The following is a 14,539-nucleotide window of genomic DNA, read 5'->3' as shown; positions in this document are numbered from 1 at the left end:
GACCTCAGGAGGCGCCATGACCACGCTCGAGAACCGCGACAGCAGCGCGCTGCTCGTCATCGACGTCCAGTCGGGGGTGCTGGCCGGCGCCTACGAGCGCGACGGCGTCCTCGACCGGATCGGGTCGCTGGTCGAACGCGCCCGCGGTGCCGGCACCACGGTCGTGTGGGTGCAGCACAGCAGCGACGAGCTACCGCTGGAGTCGGCGCCCTGGCAGATCGTCCCCGAGCTGACCGTGGGCGAGGGCGAGCCGGTGGTGCACAAGCGGTACGGCGACGCGTTCGAGGCGACCGACCTGGAGGACGTGCTCGCGGCCCGCGGCATCGGCAGGCTGGTCGTGGCGGGCGCGCAGACGGACGCGTGCGTGCGCTCGACGCTGCACGGGGCCCTCACGCGCGGGTACGACGTGACGCTCGTGTCGGACGCCCACACCACCGAGGACCTGAGCGCTTGGGGTGCGCCCTCGCCGGCGGAGGTCGTCGCGCACACCAACCTGTACTGGGGCTTCCAGGAGGCACCGGGCCGCACGGCGGGGACCGCGACGGCCGCGGAGGTCGAGCTGGGCGGTGCAGGGAGCTGAGGCGCCGTGGCCCGAGAGCGCGGCGTCCGCGTACCTGAGTGGGTGCCCCGAGTGGGATTCGAACCCACACTGGATCGGGTTTGAGCCGAACGCCTCTGCCGGTTGGGCTATCGGGGCAACGGGCCACAGCCTAGTGCGAGGCGACGCCACGACGTCGTCACGTCCGCTCGTCCGCGGCCGTCGAAGGGCTGCCGCGGCGCCACGTGACGGCGGCCACGAGGCTCATCGCGCCACCAGGTGCCCTCGGCGCACTACTCTGTGCACGTGACCAAGGACGACAGCACCGAGCCCACGCAGGACGCGCCGCAGGCAGCGGACCTGTCCGCCGAGCCCGCACGGGGTACGGGCACGCCGTCGGCCGGCAGGCCGGCGCGCCGGGCGGTCGTCGCCGAGGACGAGGCCCTCATCCGCATGGACGTCGTCGAGACGCTCACCGAGGCGGGGTTCGAGGTCGTGGGTGAGGCGGGCGACGGCGAGCGCGCGGTCGAGCTCGCCACCGAGCTGCGGCCGGACGTCGTGGTGATGGACGTCAAGATGCCCGTCCTCGACGGCATCTCGGCGGCCGAGCGCATCGGCAAGGCGCACCTCGCACCCGTCGTGCTGCTGACGGCGTTCTCGCAGACCGAGCTGGTGGAGCGAGCGCGCGACGCCGGCGCCATGGCGTACGTCGTGAAGCCGTTCAGCCCCGCCGACCTGCTGCCCGCCGTCGAGATCGCCATCTCGCGCTACGCGCAGATCACGGCGCTGGAGTCCGAGGTCGCGGACCTCGCCGAGCGCTTCGAGACCCGCAAGCGCGTGGACCGCGCCAAGGGGCTGCTGATGACGAAGATGGGCCTGTCGGAGCCCGAGTCGTTCCGCTGGATCCAGAAGACGTCGATGGACCGTCGCCTGACGATGCGCGAGGTCGCCGACGCCGTCATCGAGCAGGTGGGTGGCGCGTCCTCCTGAGGCCTGCGTAACACACACCGAGCCCGTACCGACGCCACGTCGGTGCGGGCTCGCTGCGTCGTTGGTCACAACTGCACAACGACATGGGTGCGAGACATTGCCATTCACATGGCGGACACAAACCATGAGTACGTTCGCGCCACATCGTCGTTGCCCGCCTCTGGGTTGCGGTCGCGCAGGGCTCACAGAGGGGTACCACACGCATGATTCGTTCGACACGTGCAGGACGCGCACTGGCGGTTGCCGGAGCGGTCGCGCTGGCGCTCACCGCCTGCAGCAGCGCCTCCGACGACGCCGGCGCCGACGAGGAGACGACCGGTGGGGGCAGCGGCGAGCCGCTGCGCATCGGGACGATCCTCCCCGTCACCGGTTCGCTCGCTCAGCTCGGCCCTCCGGAGATCGCCGGCGTCGACCTCGCGGTGAAGGAGATCAACGACGCGGGCGGTCTGTTCGGCGCTGACGTCGAGGTCGAGCACACGGACTCCTCGGACGCCGAGAACGCCTCGGTCGCGACCGGGTCGGCACAGCAGCTGATCTCCTCGGGCGTGTCGGCCATCATCGGTGCGGCGTCCTCGTCGGTGAGCAAGAACATCGTCGACGACATCACGGGCGCCGGCATCGTGCAGGTCTCCCCGGCCAACACGGCGACGGACCTGTCCGGCTACTCGGACTTCTACTTCCGCACCGCACCCCCGGACACCGTCCAGGGCGACGTGCTCGGCAACCTGATCGTCAGCGACGGTGCGAGCAACGTCGGCATCCTGGTCTTCAACGACTCCTACGGCACGTCGCTGCGCGACGTCGTCGAGGGCGTCGTCGACGAGGCCGGCGGCACGGTCGTCTACGGCACGTCGGGCGAGGAGTTCGACCCGGCGGAGACGAACTTCGCCACCATCGTCGCCGATGCCATCGCCTCGTCCCCGGACGCCATCGCGATCCTGTCCTTCACCAACCAGACGCCGTCGATCGTGCGTGAGCTGTCGGCGCAGGGCTGGGACATGAGCAAGACCTACTTCGTCGACGGCAACCTGCAGAACTTCGGGGTCGAGGGCGACATCGGCTTCCCGGCCGACACGCTCACCGACGCGCAGGGCACGCTGCCCGGTGCCTACCCGTCGGAGGAGTTCCAGGGCCGCATGCTCGAGATCGACCCGGAGCTGAAGGACTACTCCTACGGCCCGGAGTCGTACGACGCGACCATGCTCGTGGCGCTCGCCGCGCTCAAGGGCGGCGCGTCGGACGGCGAGACCATCCAGGCCAACATGGCGGCGGTCTCCGGTGCGGACGGTGGCACGGACTGCACCGGCTGGGAGGAGTGCAAGGCGCTCCTCGAGGACGGCGAGGACATCGCGTACCAGGCGGTCTCCGGCATCGGCCCGTTCAACGAGGCGAACGACCCGTCGTCCGCGTTCATCGGGATCTACCAGTTCGGGCCCGAGAACAAGTACACGTTCAGCCGCTCCGAGGAGGGCGAGGTCCCGCAGGGCTGACCTGCTGACCTGACACACAGGACGACCCCCGGAGCCTCGGCTCCGGGGGTCGTCCTGTGTGTGTGGTCCGTGTCGTGCGAGGTGCGGCGTGCGAGATGCGCAGGTGTCGCGCGAGGCAGTCAGGCCGGCGCGCCGCCCGCGTCCTTCTCCGCCGCGCGGGCGGCGTCCACGTCGGTGGCGAGCGTGCCGAGGTACAGCTGGATGACCTTCGGGTCGTGCATGAGCTCGCGGCCCGGCCCCGAGTAGGCGTTGCGTCCCTGGTCGAGGACGTACGCACGGTCGCAGATCTGCAGCGCGCGGCGCGCGTTCTGCTCCACGATGATGACCGAGACGCCTGCCTTGTTGATGCGGCGCGTCCGCAGGAACGCCTCGTCCTGGCGCACGGGGGACAGGCCCGCCGACGGCTCGTCGAGCAGCAGCACGGACGGCTCGGGCATCAGCGCGCGCGCCATGGCGACCATCTGGCGCTCGCCGCCCGACAGGGCTCCGGCACGCTGCTTGCGGCGGTGGGTCAGCTCGGGGAAGAGCGCGAGGACGACCTCGAGCCGGTCGGCGAACTTGTGGGGCGTCTGGTAGACGCCCATCTGCAGGTTCTCCTCGATCGTCAGGCTCGGGAAGACGTTGTTCGTCTGCGGGACGAACCCCACGCCGCGCTGCACGAGCACGTCGGCCCGCAGGTTCGTGATCGACTCGCCCTGCAGCGTCAGGGAGCCCTCGCGGATCGCGACCAGACCGAACAGCGCCTTGAGCAGCGTCGACTTGCCCGCGCCGTTCGGCCCGATGATCCCGACGAGCTCGCCGGGGTGCAGGACGAGCGAGCACTCGTTGAGGATGTTGACGCCGGGCACGTAGCCCGCGACGAGAGAGTCGGCGTGCAGCAGCGGCTCGCCCTGCGGTGCGCCGCGGTGCAGCGCGGGTGCGGTCGTCTCGGTCACGGGGCCTTCTCCTCAGCCTGGGTTGCCGGCGCCAGCTCGGCCTCGGCCTCGGCCTCCGCCTCGGCGTCGATGATGCCGCCCTCGTCCAGCAGGTCGTCGTCCCCGAGGTCGGTGTCGTGGTGGGCACCGAGGTACGCGTCGATGACGGCCTGGTCGGCCATGACCTCCGACGGTGGTCCCTCGGCGACGACCTTGCCCTGGGCCATGACGACGACCCAGTCCGAGATGTGCCGGACCATGTGCATGTCGTGCTCCACGAAGAGCACGGTCGTGCCGGAGTCCCGCAGGTCGGTGATGTGACCGAGGAGGGACTGCGTGAGCGCCGGGTTCACCCCGGCCATCGGCTCGTCGAGCATGACGAGCGTCGGGTCCGACATGAGCGCCCGCGCCATCTCGAGCAGCTTGCGCTGCCCGCCGGACAGCGAGCCGGCGAAGTCGTCCTTCTTGGTGTCGAGACGGAACCGCTCGAGCAGGGACAGCGCCTTGTCGGTGATCTCCCGCTCGCGGGGCGCCCACAGGGGCTTGACCAGGGCGGTGAAGAGCCCCTCGCCGGGCTGGTCACGGGCGCCGAGCCGCATGTTGTCCAGCACCGTCATGCGCGCGAGCGCCTTGGTGAGCTGGAACGTGCGCACCATGCCCGACTTGGCGACACGGGACGCCGCGACACCCGCGAGCGGTGTGCCGTCGAAGACCCAGCTGCCCGTGTCGGGCTTGTCGAAGCCCGTCATGAGGTTGAAGAACGTGGTCTTGCCGGCGCCGTTGGGGCCGATGAGCGCGGTGATGACGTGGCGCTGCACCTCGACGTGCTCGACGTCCACGGCGTTGACGCCACCGAAGCTGCGCCGCACGCCGTCGGCGACGAGCAGCGCGTCCGGCTTGGGCGCGCCGGGGACGCGGGGGATCTGTGCCAGGCGGCCCCTGGCCTGCTCGACGACGTCCTCAGTGGGCATTGATCGCGAGCTCCTTCTTGTCACCCAGGATGCCCTGGGGTCGGAAGATGATGAGCATCATCAGCGTCAGTCCGACCAGGATCCAGCCGATCTGCTCGATCTGCTGCACCGAGAGCACGTCGGGCGGCACGATCCCGCGCAGGAACCCGCGGACGAACACCAAGGCTCCCCAGAACAGCAGGGACCCCAGCACGGGCCCGAAGACGGTGGCCGCACCGCCGAGCAGCAGGATGGTCCAGGTGTTGAAGGTCACGGGACGGCCGAGCGAGTCCGCCTGCACCGAGCTGGCGAGGACGAACACGATGCCGCCCAGGGCGCCGAAGACACCGCCGAGGACGAGGGCCTGCAGCTTGTAGCCGTAGACGTTCTTGCCGAGCGCGCGGACCGCGTCCTCGTCCTCGCGGATGCCCTTGAGGACCCGGCCCCACGGGCTGCGGACGAGCCGCCAGACGAGCAGGCACGCGAGCAGCACGAGCGTCCAGCCGACCACCCGCAGCCACCACGAGTTCGAGGTGTTGGTCGAGAGCGTGATCGGGCCGAGGGCCCACCGGTCGTCGGGGAACGGCGACGCGTCCTGGAAGGTGCCCTTGAACGCGTTGCCCGTGAGCCCCTCGGACCCGCCGGTCACGTCGGTCAGCGCCGTCGAGCGTCCGACCATGCGGACGATCTCGGCGGCCGCGATCGTGACGATGGCGAGGTAGTCGCCGCGGAGCTTGAGGGTGGGCAGGCCGAGCAGCAGCGCGAAGATCACCGCCGCGGCGATCGCCACCAGGAACGCGAGCCACAGGGGCGCGCCCTGGATGGTGGCGACGGCGAAGCCGTAGGCGCCCAGCAGCATGAACCCGGCCTGGCCCATGTTGATCAGGCCGGTGAGCCCGAAGTGGATGTTGAGCCCGATGGCCGCGAGCGCGTACGCGATCGCGGTCGGCCCCAGCATCTCGTTGAGGACGTTCGTGAAGAGCTGTCCGTAGTCCATGACGGCGACGACCTCCCGCTAACCGATGCGCTCGGCGCGCCCGAGGATGCCCTGCGGCCGGAGCAGCAGGACGAGGATGAGGATCACGAGCGCGCTCGCGTAACGCATGTCGCTCGGCAGGACCAGTGTCGAGAGCTCGACGACGAGGCCGATGACGAGCGCGCCGAGCACGGCGCCGAGCGGTGACCCCAGTCCTCCGAGGGTGATCGCGGCGAACATCAGCAGCAGCAGGGTGGAGCCGAAGTTGAACCGCGTCGTGTTGAGGTACAGCGCGAGCAGAACGCCGCCGAGCGACGCGAGTGCGGCGGACACGATCCACACGCGGCTGATGACCGACTCGACCTTGATGCCCGTGGCGGCGGCGAGCGCCGGGTTGTCGGACACCGCGCGCGTGGCGCGGCCGAGCCGGGTCCGGGCCAGGACGAACGCGACCGCCGCCAGGACCACGAGTGCGATGCCCACCGAGACGAGCGACTGCCCGGAGATCTGGACGGGCCCGATCTGCATGCGCTGGGAGATGCCGGAGACGATGGGGGCGGGCCGGGCGCCGAAGACGAAGAGGAAGCCCGACAGCATCGCGAGCGAGAGACCGATGGTCACGATCATCTGCTGCGTGATGCCCACGCCACGGCGCCGCAGCGGCCCGAAGACCACCCGGTTGAGCAGCCACCCCATGAGGCCGCCCGCGGCGGTCGAGACGACGATGGCCAGCCACAGCGGCAGGTCCCACCACTGCACCGCCATGAACGCGGTCATCCCGCCGAGCGTGACGAGCTCGCCGTGCGAGAAGTTCGACAGGCCGGTCGTGCCGTAGATGAGGTTGGCGCCCAGCGCCGCGAGCGCGAGCAGCACGCCGAAGACCGTGCCCGCGAGCACGAGCTGGGCGTACCTGTTGGTGCCGGGGCCCGCCGAAGCCTCCGCGCTCGCCTCCGCCTCCGCACCCGCCTCGGTGTCGGCGCCGGCGGTGCTGCCCGCGTCGGCTCCCGTGGTCGGGTCGGCCTCCTCGGTCTCCTCGACCGCGGCACCGGCCTGGTCGGGCGGCACGGCCTGCACGATCCGCCCGGCGGAGCGGCCGAGCACGACGGCCACGACGACGGGGTTGGCCGACGGGTCCTTGAGGACCGTGCCCGCGGGGAGCGTGGTCTCGTCCACGGTGACGGTGTAGTCGCCCGCGGCCGTCAGGGGCACCGAGATCTTGCCGGCGGCGTCGGTCACGACGTCGACCGCGGCGTCCGCGCCCTCGACGCTCAGGGCGACGCCCGCAGCGGGTCCGGTGCCGGGCACGGTCACCGTCACGTTGAGGCACGCGGTGGCGTCGTCCGGGCTGCAGGGGGTGGTCGCCGCGTGCGCGGACCCGCCGACGAGGATCGTCGACAGGGCGGTGAGGAGGACCAGCAGCAGGCCGGCTCCTCCCCGTCGCACGGCGACGGAACGGTCCCGGCACGCGACTGGTCGCACGTCAGACCTCCGTCCTGGTGTTCGGGCACGGGCACACGAGGTCGCCGCACGGGTGATGGGCATTCGCCCACGGTCAGCAGACGATAGGGAGGGATTGTGTCCTGTTCATTACGTCAGCGCGAGGGTTCCTTACCGATCGGTAGCGAACTGCGTCCTGCTGCACGCACCGGTGGGGGTGGTTCGTCCCGGTTCACCGGCACGTGACGCACGTGCGTACTAGGCAGGCGTCCGGCTGTGCGCCATCATCGGTACTGGACGCACGGACCGGGGGACCGAACGTCCGACGTCCGACCCTCGTCCCCGGGAGGCCCGCAGTGCGGCCAGGTGTCCACGTCCGACCCGTCTCGTCGGTCGACCTCGAGGATCTCGTCGACCTCTGCCTGCAGGCGCGTGCCGAGTCGGGTGTGGGACGGCAGCTGTGCTCGGACGACCGGGACCGGCTGCGCGAGCACCTGTCCGTGCTCGCCGCGGCACCGGACGGGCTCACGCTCGTCGCCACGTGCGACGGGGAGCCCGCCGGCCTCGTGCTGGGTCGGCTCCTCGGGCCGGGCCTGCTGTCGGACACCGTGGTCCTCAGCCTCGACGCGGTCTACGTGCGGCCCCAGCTGCGACGGCGCGGCCTCGGGCACGCGATGCTGCAGGCCGTCGCCGAGACGGCCGAGGCGACCGGTGTGACCGACGTCTACGCGGCCCCGCTGCCGGGGTCGCGCGGCATGCAGCGTTTCCTCGCGCGTCTGGGCTTCGCGCCTGCTGCCGCGCACCGCGTCGTGAGCACCGGCGCCCTGCTGCGGCGGCTCGCGCTCGACCTGCCCGCCCCCTCCGCGCGACGCGGCGGGACGCGCGGCCTCGAGGACCTGATCGAACGCCGACGACGGGCACGGGCCCGTGCGCTGGGCGAGGAGACGCTCGCGCGTCAGGGGACCGCGTCGATGAGCATGCAGGTCAGGCGGGCGGTGCACAACCGCCGGCCGTCGTCGTCCTCGACGACGACCTCGTAGGTCGCCAGCGAGCGCCCGAGGTGCAGGGCGCGCGCCGTCCCGGTCACCACGCCGGTGCGGGCCGACCGGTGGTGCGTCGCGTTGAGCTCGATGCCGACGGCCGCACGCCCCGGTCCCGCGTGGGCGACGGCCGCCAGGGATCCCAGGGTCTCCGCCAGCACGGCCGACGCGCCACCGTGCAGCAGACCGTAGGGCTGGGTGTTGCCGGCCACCGGCATCGTGCCCGTCGCACCGTCGGCGTCGACGTGCGTGAGCTCGATGCCCATGCGGTGCAGGAGGGTGTCGTCGGTCGGCGGGACGGCGAAGGGGATGTCGGACATGGCAGATAGGTTGGCACCCGTGAGTGCCGACCAGCCAGCGACCAGCACCTCGACGCCCCCGCGCCTGCTCCTGATCGACGGCCACTCGATGGCCTACCGCGCGTTCTACGCGCTGCCGGTCGAGAACTTCGCGACGTCGACGGGACAGCCCACCAACGCCGTCTTCGGGTTCACCTCGATGCTCGCGAACCTGCTGCGCGACGAGGAGCCGACGCACGTCGCGGTGGCCTTCGACGCCGGGCGGACGACGTTCCGCACCGAGCGGCTCGAGTCGTACAAGGGCAACCGCGCCGCCACGCCCGAGCCGTTCCGCGGCCAGGTCGACATCGTGAAGGACCTGCTCGCGACGATGCACGTCCAGGTGCTCGACAAGCCGGGTTTCGAGGCCGACGACATCCTGGCGACGTTGACCGCCCAGGCGCGCGACCAGGGCATGGAGGTGCTGATCTGCTCCGGCGACCGCGACACCTTCCAGCTCGTCGGTCCCACCGTCACGGTGCTGTACCCGGTGCGCGGGGTGTCGGAGATGTCGCGCATGACGCCGGAGGCCGTCGAGGCCAAGTACGGCCTGCCGCCCGAGCGCTACCCCGACCTGGCGGCGCTCGTCGGCGAGACGAGCGACAACCTGCCCGGGGTGCCCGGCGTCGGCCCCAAGACGGCCGCCAAGTGGATCCGGCAGTACGACGGGCTGGCGGGCGTGCTCGAGAACGCCGACCGGATCACCGGCAAGGCGGGCGAGTCGTTGCGCGCGAACCTGGAACAGGTCGCGCTCAACCGTGAGCTCAACCACCTGCTCGCCGACCTCGAGCTGCCCGTCGGCCCTGAGGACCTCGCGGTGCGGCCGTGGGACCGCGCAGCCCTCCACGAGATGCTGGACGGCCTGGAGTTCCGCACGCTGCGCGACCGGCTCTTCGCCATGCTGCCCGACGAGACCCGCGACGAGCGCGTCGCGACCGCGGCGTCGCTCGACCTGGTGGAGACCGGCGTCGGGGGGCTCGGCGACTGGCTCGACGCGCGCGCGGACGAGGTCCTGGGTCTCGACGTGCGGGGCTCGGGTGCGCCTGGACGGGGGGACGCCTGGGGCGTCGCGATCGCCGACGGCGCGGGCCAGGCCGTGGCCTACGACCTGACGGCGATCGACCCCGCCGACGACGCGGCGCTCGCGGCCTGGCTCGCCGACGCCGGGCGCGGCAAGTCGCTGCACGCCGCGAAGGAGGCGTGGCACGCGCTGGACGGGCGTGGCCTGGAGCTGCGCGGCGTGCGCTTCGACACCGAGCTCGCGGCGTACCTGTGCCAGCCGGACCGTCGCGCCTACGACCTCCCCGACCTCGCGATCGGCTACCTGCACCGGGAGCTGGGCAGCGACGACGGCTCCTCGCAGGGGCAGGGTGCGCTCGACCTCGAGGTGGACGGTGCCGACGAGGGCCGGCGCGCCGCCGTGCGTGCCGCCGCCGTGCGGGACCTGGTCGACGTGCTCGGGGGCGAGGTGGCGGACCGCGGTGCGGCGACGCTCCTCACGGACCTCGAGCTGCCGCTCGAGGACGTCCTGGCGCGCATGGAGCGCACGGGCATCGCGATCGACCACGAGTACCTCACGTCGCTCGAGCGCGAGTTCGACGGCCAGGTCCAGGGAGCCGCTGCGGACGCCTACGCCGTGATCGGGCGTGAGGTCAACCTCGGCTCGCCCAAGCAGCTCCAGGAGGTCCTGTTCGACCAGCTGGGCATGCCGAAGACCAAGCGGATCAAGACCGGCTACACGACGGACGCCGCGGCGCTGACGGACCTGTTCGCGCGGACCGGGCACCCGTTCCTCGAGCACCTGCTGGCCCACCGCGACGCGATCCGGCTGCGGCAGACCGTGGAGGGCCTGCTGCGCTCGATCGCCGACGACGGCCGCATCCACACGACCTTCCAGCAGACGATCGCCGCGACCGGTCGGCTGTCGTCGGCCGACCCCAACCTGCAGAACATCCCCATCCGCACGGACGCCGGCCGGCAGATCCGGCGCGCGTTCGTCGTCGGTCCGGGCTACGCCACGCTGCTCACGGCGGACTACTCGCAGATCGAGATGCGGATCATGGCCCACCTGTCGGGTGACGAGGGGCTCATCGAGGCGTTCCGGTCGGGGGAGGACCTGCACAGCTACGTCGGGTCCCGCGTCTTCGGCGTGCCGACCGACCAGGTCACCCCCGCCATGCGGTCGAAGATCAAGGCGATGAGCTACGGGCTGGCGTACGGGCTGTCGTCGTACGGGCTGTCGCAGCAGCTGTCGATCGAGGTCTCGGAGGCGTCCGCGCTGATGGCCGACTACTTCGAGCGGTTCGGCGGCGTGCGCGAGTACCTGACGACCGTCGTCGACGCCGCGCGTGCCACGGGGTACACCGCCACGATCCTCGGGCGTCGTCGCTACCTCCCCGACCTCACGAGCGACAACCGGCAGCGGCGCGAGACCGCGGAGCGCATGGCGCTCAACGCGCCGATCCAGGGCAGCGCGGCCGACCTGATCAAGGTCGCGATGCTGGGCGTCGACCGCGAGCTCGCGCGTCGGGAGCTGCGCTCGCGGATGCTCCTGCAGGTCCACGACGAGCTCGTGCTCGAGGTGGCCGAGGGGGAGCGCGAGGAGGTCGAGGCGCTCGTCCGCGAGCAGATGGCGCGCGCCGGCGACGGCGTCCCGGGCGGGGCCCTCGACGTCCCGCTCGACGTCTCGGTGGGCGCGGGCGCGAGCTGGCACGCCGCGGGTCACTGAGTCCGGGCGTGCCTCCGGGTCGCGCAGGTCACCGGATCGTGTGACATCCGTCGTCGTCCTCGGCACGCAGCGGAGATTTCGCGCCTGGTGTGTGGATATTTCGGGGTGTTGTACGCCACAGTGGTCCCCCTGTGGCGGCGACGGCGCCGTCCGGACCATCGGAGGTGCATGTGTCCGAGAGTCATCAGGAGACCGACTACCAGCGCGTTCAACGCTCAGCGGAGTTCCAGGACCTGCGCCGCAGGTTCCGCAACTTCGTGTTCCCCATGACGGCGCTCTTCCTCGCGTGGTACTTCCTGTACGTCCTGCTCGCGAACTACGCGCACGACTTCATGAGCACGCGCGTGGCAGGCAACATCACGGTGGGGCTGCTGTTCGGGCTCGGCCAGTTCGTCTCCACGTTCGTCATCACCATGACCTACGCGCGGTGGGCGAACCAGAAGCAGGACGCGGTGGCCGAGAACCTCCGTGAGCACATCGAGTCCGGCGCGCTGATCGACGGCGGCGCCGACGGATCGCTCCAGGGCGGCGCGCGCCGCGGTGACGGAGGTCTCGCATGACCCGGTACGACGCGACCGTGCTCGCCGCAGCCGCCGACAGCGGGCAGGTCGGCGACCCGGTGGTCAACATCGCCATCTTCGGCGCGTTCGTGGTGGTGACGCTCGTCATCGTGTTCCGCGCGTCGCGCAACAACAAGAGCGCGGCCGACTACTACGCCGCCGGCCGGTCCTTCACCGGCCCGCAGAACGGCACCGCCATCGCCGGTGACTACCTGTCGGCCGCGTCGTTCCTCGGCATCTGCGGTGCGATCGCGATCTACGGGTACGACGGGTTCCTGTACTCCATCGGCTTCCTCGTCGCGTGGCTCGTGGCGCTCCTGCTGGTCGCGGAGCTCCTGCGCAACACCGGACGCTTCACGATGGCCGACGTCCTGTCGTTCCGGCTCAGGCAGCGTCCCGTCCGCATGGCCGCGGCCCTGTCGACGCTCGCGGTCGTCTTCTTCTACCTGCTGGCCCAGATGGCCGGTGCCGGCGGGCTGGTCGCGCTGCTCCTCGGCATCGACGGCACGGCGGGACAGGCGCTGGTGATCGCGGTGGTCGGCGCGCTGATGATCATGTACGTGCTGGTCGGCGGCATGAAGGGCACCACGTGGGTGCAGATCATCAAGGCGATCCTGCTCATCGCGGGCGCCGGGCTCATGACGGTGTGGGTGCTGGCGAAGTACGGCTTCGACCTGTCGGCGCTCCTGCAGGGTGCGATCGACATGGGCGGCGAGAACGGCGAGCGGCTGATCGGACCGGGGGCCCAGTACGGCGCGTCCTCCCTCACGCAGCTGAACTTCCTGTCGCTCGCGCTCGCGCTCGTGCTCGGGACGGCCGGTCTGCCGCACGTCCTCATGCGCTTCTACACGGTGCCCTCCGCCAAGGAGGCGCGGCGGTCCGTCGTGTGGGCGATCTGGCTGATCGGCATCTTCTACCTGTTCACGCTGGTGCTCGGCTACGGCGCCGGTGCCCTGGTGGGTCCGGAGACGATCATGTCGTCGCCCGGCAAGGCCAACTCGGCCGCACCGCTGCTGGCGTACGAGCTGGGTGGGGTGTTCCTGCTCGGGATCATCTCGGCCGTCGCGTTCGCCACGATCCTGGCGGTGGTGGCCGGACTCACGATCACCGCGGCCGCCTCGTTCGCGCACGACATCTACGCGTCGGTGATCAAGCGCGGCGAGGTCGCGCCCGACGCCGAGGTGCGGGTCGCACGCATCACCGTGGTCGTCATCGGCGCGCTGGCGATCGTGGGCGGCATCTTCGCCAACGGGCAGAACGTCGCGTTCCTCGTGGCGCTGGCCTTCGCGGTCGCCGCGTCGGCCAACCTGCCCACGATCATCTACTCGCTGTTCTGGAAGCGGTTCAACACCGCCGGGGCGCTGTGGAGCATGTACGGCGGGCTCATCTCCTGCGTCGTGCTCATCGCGCTGTCCCCGGTCGTGTCCGGCAAGGTCGACCCGGTCACCGGTGCGAGCCTGTCGATGATCCGGGACACGTCGGTGGACTTCGCGATCCTCCCGCTCGAGAACCCGGGGATCATCTCGATCCCGCTCGGTTTCCTGCTCGGGATCGTCGGGACGCTGCTCTCCAAGGAGAAGCCGGACCCGGAGAAGTTCGCCGAGATGGAGGTGCGCTCGCTCACGGGGGCCGGGGCGGAGAAGGCCACGGTCGCCCACTGAGGTCAGGCTGGGGGTCGGTGCGCACGCACGATCAGCGTCCCGGGCAACCGGGCGCCGCGCACCGGCCCCCAGCCACCCCACACGCGCTCGTGCCCGGCGGGCCACTCGGGCTCGAGCAGGCTGTCGAGCACGAACCCGGCGCCGACGACGTCGGCGACGTGGTCGCCCACGGTGCGGTGGTACTCCGCGTACAGGACCCGACCGTCGGCGGCCGACTCGACGTAGGGCCGACGGTCGAAGTAGGAGCGCGTGGCGGTGAGCCCGCCGGTCCCGGGGTCGTCGGGGAAGGCCCACCGCAGGGGATGCGTCACCGAGAAGACCCAGCGGCCGCCCGGGCGCAGCACGCGAGCGACCTCGGCGTGCACGCGCGGCGCGTCGGGGACGAACGGCAGGGCACCGAAGGCGGTGAACACCACGTCGAACGACGCGTCCGCGAACGGCAGGGCCCGCGCGTCCGCCTGCACGAGCGGCACGGCCACGCCGCTGTCGGCGTCGAGGCGTGCGGCCGCGGCGAGCATCCCCGCCGAGACGTCGGTGGCGACGGCGTCGGCGCCGGCGACGCTGCGCAGCCACCGCGAGCCCTGCGCGGCGCCCGCGCCGATCTCGAGCACGCGCGCCCCGCGCACGTCGCCGAGCAGCCGGGCCTGCGACTCGCGCAGTCCCTCGGGGCACCACAGCAGGTCCGCGGGGCCGAGGAACTCGCCGTGCTCGTCGAGGTACTCCTGCGCGTTCGCGTCCCACCACCCACGGGCGGCGCGTCCGCCCTGGTCGTCCGGTACCGCCCGGTATCCGGCTTCCGCCAGCGCGTCGTCCTGGGATTCGTCCGGCATGGTGCCAGTGTGTCCGATGCCGAATCCGTACCGGTGCGTAACAACCGCGTGACACGCCGCACCTAGCGTTCACCGGGTTCCCGCGTG

13 protein-coding genes and 1 tRNA gene are annotated in these 14,539 nt (G+C 71.5%); 7 read left to right on the top strand and 7 right to left on the bottom strand.

The window, feature by feature from the left end; translation table 11 throughout:
- Positions 1 to 16 precede the first annotated feature (16 nt).
- Positions 17 to 580 (top strand): cysteine hydrolase family protein, encoded by a 564-nt coding sequence (locus H9657_RS01710; protein ID WP_191779674.1) that lies wholly within the window; start codon positions 17 to 19, stop codon positions 578 to 580.
- Between the two features lie 43 nt (positions 581 to 623).
- Here the strand turns inward: H9657_RS01710 and H9657_RS01705 are convergent.
- Positions 624 to 697 (bottom strand) — tRNA-Leu (locus H9657_RS01705).
- A 147-nt stretch (positions 698 to 844) separates the two neighbouring features.
- Between H9657_RS01705 and H9657_RS01700 the strand changes: the two genes are divergently transcribed.
- Together H9657_RS01700 and H9657_RS01695 are read left to right on the top strand one after the other, a co-directional pair.
- Complete coding sequence (locus H9657_RS01700; protein ID WP_404813125.1) at positions 845 to 1,528, top strand: ANTAR domain-containing response regulator; 684 nt, start codon at positions 845 to 847, stop codon at positions 1,526 to 1,528.
- Between the two features lie 203 nt (positions 1,529 to 1,731).
- Entirely contained in the window at positions 1,732 to 3,018 is a 1,287-nt protein-coding gene (locus tag H9657_RS01695; protein ID WP_191779670.1) for an ABC transporter substrate-binding protein, read from the top strand.
- Between the two features lie 119 nt (positions 3,019 to 3,137).
- Here H9657_RS01695 and H9657_RS01690 read toward each other — a convergent pair whose 3' ends face one another.
- Genes H9657_RS01690 through H9657_RS01675 form a run of 4 tightly spaced genes read right to left on the bottom strand, consistent with a single transcriptional unit; the run spans position 3,138 to position 7,301 of the window.
- A complete protein-coding gene (locus H9657_RS01690; protein ID WP_191779668.1) occupies positions 3,138 to 3,953 on the bottom strand; it encodes an ABC transporter ATP-binding protein in 816 nt (271 codons plus the stop codon).
- Positions 3,950 to 4,903 (bottom strand): ABC transporter ATP-binding protein, encoded by a 954-nt coding sequence (locus tag H9657_RS01685; protein ID WP_191779666.1) that lies wholly within the window; start codon positions 4,901 to 4,903, stop codon positions 3,950 to 3,952. The genes H9657_RS01690 and H9657_RS01685 overlap by 4 nt, the downstream gene beginning before the upstream one ends.
- A complete protein-coding gene (locus tag H9657_RS01680) occupies positions 4,893 to 5,879 on the bottom strand; it encodes a branched-chain amino acid ABC transporter permease (RefSeq protein WP_191779664.1) in 987 nt (328 codons plus the stop codon). Before H9657_RS01680 ends, H9657_RS01685 begins: the two co-directional genes overlap by 11 nt.
- A gap of 18 nt (positions 5,880 to 5,897) precedes the next feature.
- Positions 5,898 to 7,301, bottom strand: a complete 1,404-nt coding sequence (locus H9657_RS01675) for a branched-chain amino acid ABC transporter permease (RefSeq protein WP_318241224.1) — start codon at positions 7,299 to 7,301, stop codon at positions 5,898 to 5,900.
- Between the two features lie 440 nt (positions 7,302 to 7,741).
- Here H9657_RS01675 and H9657_RS01670 point away from each other — a divergent pair, with 440 nt between their 5' ends.
- On the top strand, positions 7,742 to 8,335 hold the full coding sequence (locus tag H9657_RS01670) for a GNAT family N-acetyltransferase (RefSeq protein WP_318241223.1): 594 nt from the start codon (positions 7,742 to 7,744) through the stop codon (positions 8,333 to 8,335).
- On the opposite strand, the gene H9657_RS01665 is transcribed toward H9657_RS01670, so the two are convergent.
- The gene (locus H9657_RS01665) at positions 8,251 to 8,655 is read right to left on the bottom strand and encodes a hotdog fold thioesterase (RefSeq protein WP_191779661.1); all 405 of its coding nucleotides are present in this window, start codon (positions 8,653 to 8,655) and stop codon (positions 8,251 to 8,253) included. The genes H9657_RS01670 and H9657_RS01665 overlap by 85 nt on opposite strands.
- On the opposite strand from H9657_RS01665, the gene polA reads away from it, so the two are divergent.
- The 3 genes from polA to H9657_RS01650 all read left to right on the top strand — a co-directional run bounded on the left by polA (position 8,654) and on the right by H9657_RS01650 (position 13,622).
- On the top strand, positions 8,654 to 11,401 hold the full coding sequence (gene polA, locus H9657_RS01660; RefSeq protein WP_191779659.1) for a DNA polymerase I: 2,748 nt from the start codon (positions 8,654 to 8,656) through the stop codon (positions 11,399 to 11,401). The two genes, H9657_RS01665 and polA, sit on opposite strands and share 2 nt — an antisense overlap.
- A gap of 170 nt (positions 11,402 to 11,571) precedes the next feature.
- Positions 11,572 to 11,961, top strand: coding sequence for a DUF485 domain-containing protein (locus H9657_RS01655; RefSeq protein WP_191779657.1), 390 nt, complete (start codon positions 11,572 to 11,574; stop codon positions 11,959 to 11,961).
- Positions 11,958 to 13,622 (top strand): solute symporter family protein, encoded by a 1,665-nt coding sequence (locus H9657_RS01650; protein ID WP_191779655.1) that lies wholly within the window; start codon positions 11,958 to 11,960, stop codon positions 13,620 to 13,622. The genes H9657_RS01655 and H9657_RS01650 overlap by 4 nt, the downstream gene beginning before the upstream one ends.
- A gap of 2 nt (positions 13,623 to 13,624) precedes the next feature.
- Here H9657_RS01650 and H9657_RS01645 read toward each other — a convergent pair whose 3' ends face one another.
- Positions 13,625 to 14,452, bottom strand: a complete 828-nt coding sequence (locus tag H9657_RS01645) for a class I SAM-dependent methyltransferase (RefSeq protein WP_191779653.1) — start codon at positions 14,450 to 14,452, stop codon at positions 13,625 to 13,627.
- Positions 14,453 to 14,539: the final 87 nt, after the last annotated feature.

The organism is Cellulomonas avistercoris, assembly GCF_014836445.1.
Lineage (GTDB): Bacteria > Actinomycetota > Actinomycetes > Actinomycetales > Cellulomonadaceae > Cellulomonas > Cellulomonas avistercoris.
Note: the sequence above shows the minus strand (reverse complement) of the source record. Positions and strands in the feature narration are given on the sequence as shown.

Excerpts from the sequence above, each read along its gene's own strand:
- H9657_RS01665 (WP_191779661.1), bottom strand. The coding sequence starts at position 8,655 with ATGTCCGACATCCCCTTCGCCGTCCCGCCGACCGACGACACCCTCCTG.
- H9657_RS01695 (WP_191779670.1), top strand. The coding sequence starts at position 1,732 with ATGATTCGTTCGACACGTGCAGGACGCGCACTGGCGGTTGCCGGAGCG.
- H9657_RS01680 (WP_191779664.1), bottom strand. The coding sequence starts at position 5,879 with ATGGACTACGGACAGCTCTTCACGAACGTCCTCAACGAGATGCTGGGG.
- H9657_RS01650 (WP_191779655.1), top strand. The coding sequence starts at position 11,958 with ATGACCCGGTACGACGCGACCGTGCTCGCCGCAGCCGCCGACAGCGGG.
- H9657_RS01710 (WP_191779674.1), top strand. The coding sequence starts at position 17 with ATGACCACGCTCGAGAACCGCGACAGCAGCGCGCTGCTCGTCATCGAC.
- H9657_RS01685 (WP_191779666.1), bottom strand. The coding sequence starts at position 4,903 with ATGCCCACTGAGGACGTCGTCGAGCAGGCCAGGGGCCGCCTGGCACAG.
- polA (WP_191779659.1), top strand. The coding sequence starts at position 8,654 with ATGGCAGATAGGTTGGCACCCGTGAGTGCCGACCAGCCAGCGACCAGC.
- H9657_RS01645 (WP_191779653.1), bottom strand. The coding sequence starts at position 14,452 with ATGCCGGACGAATCCCAGGACGACGCGCTGGCGGAAGCCGGATACCGG.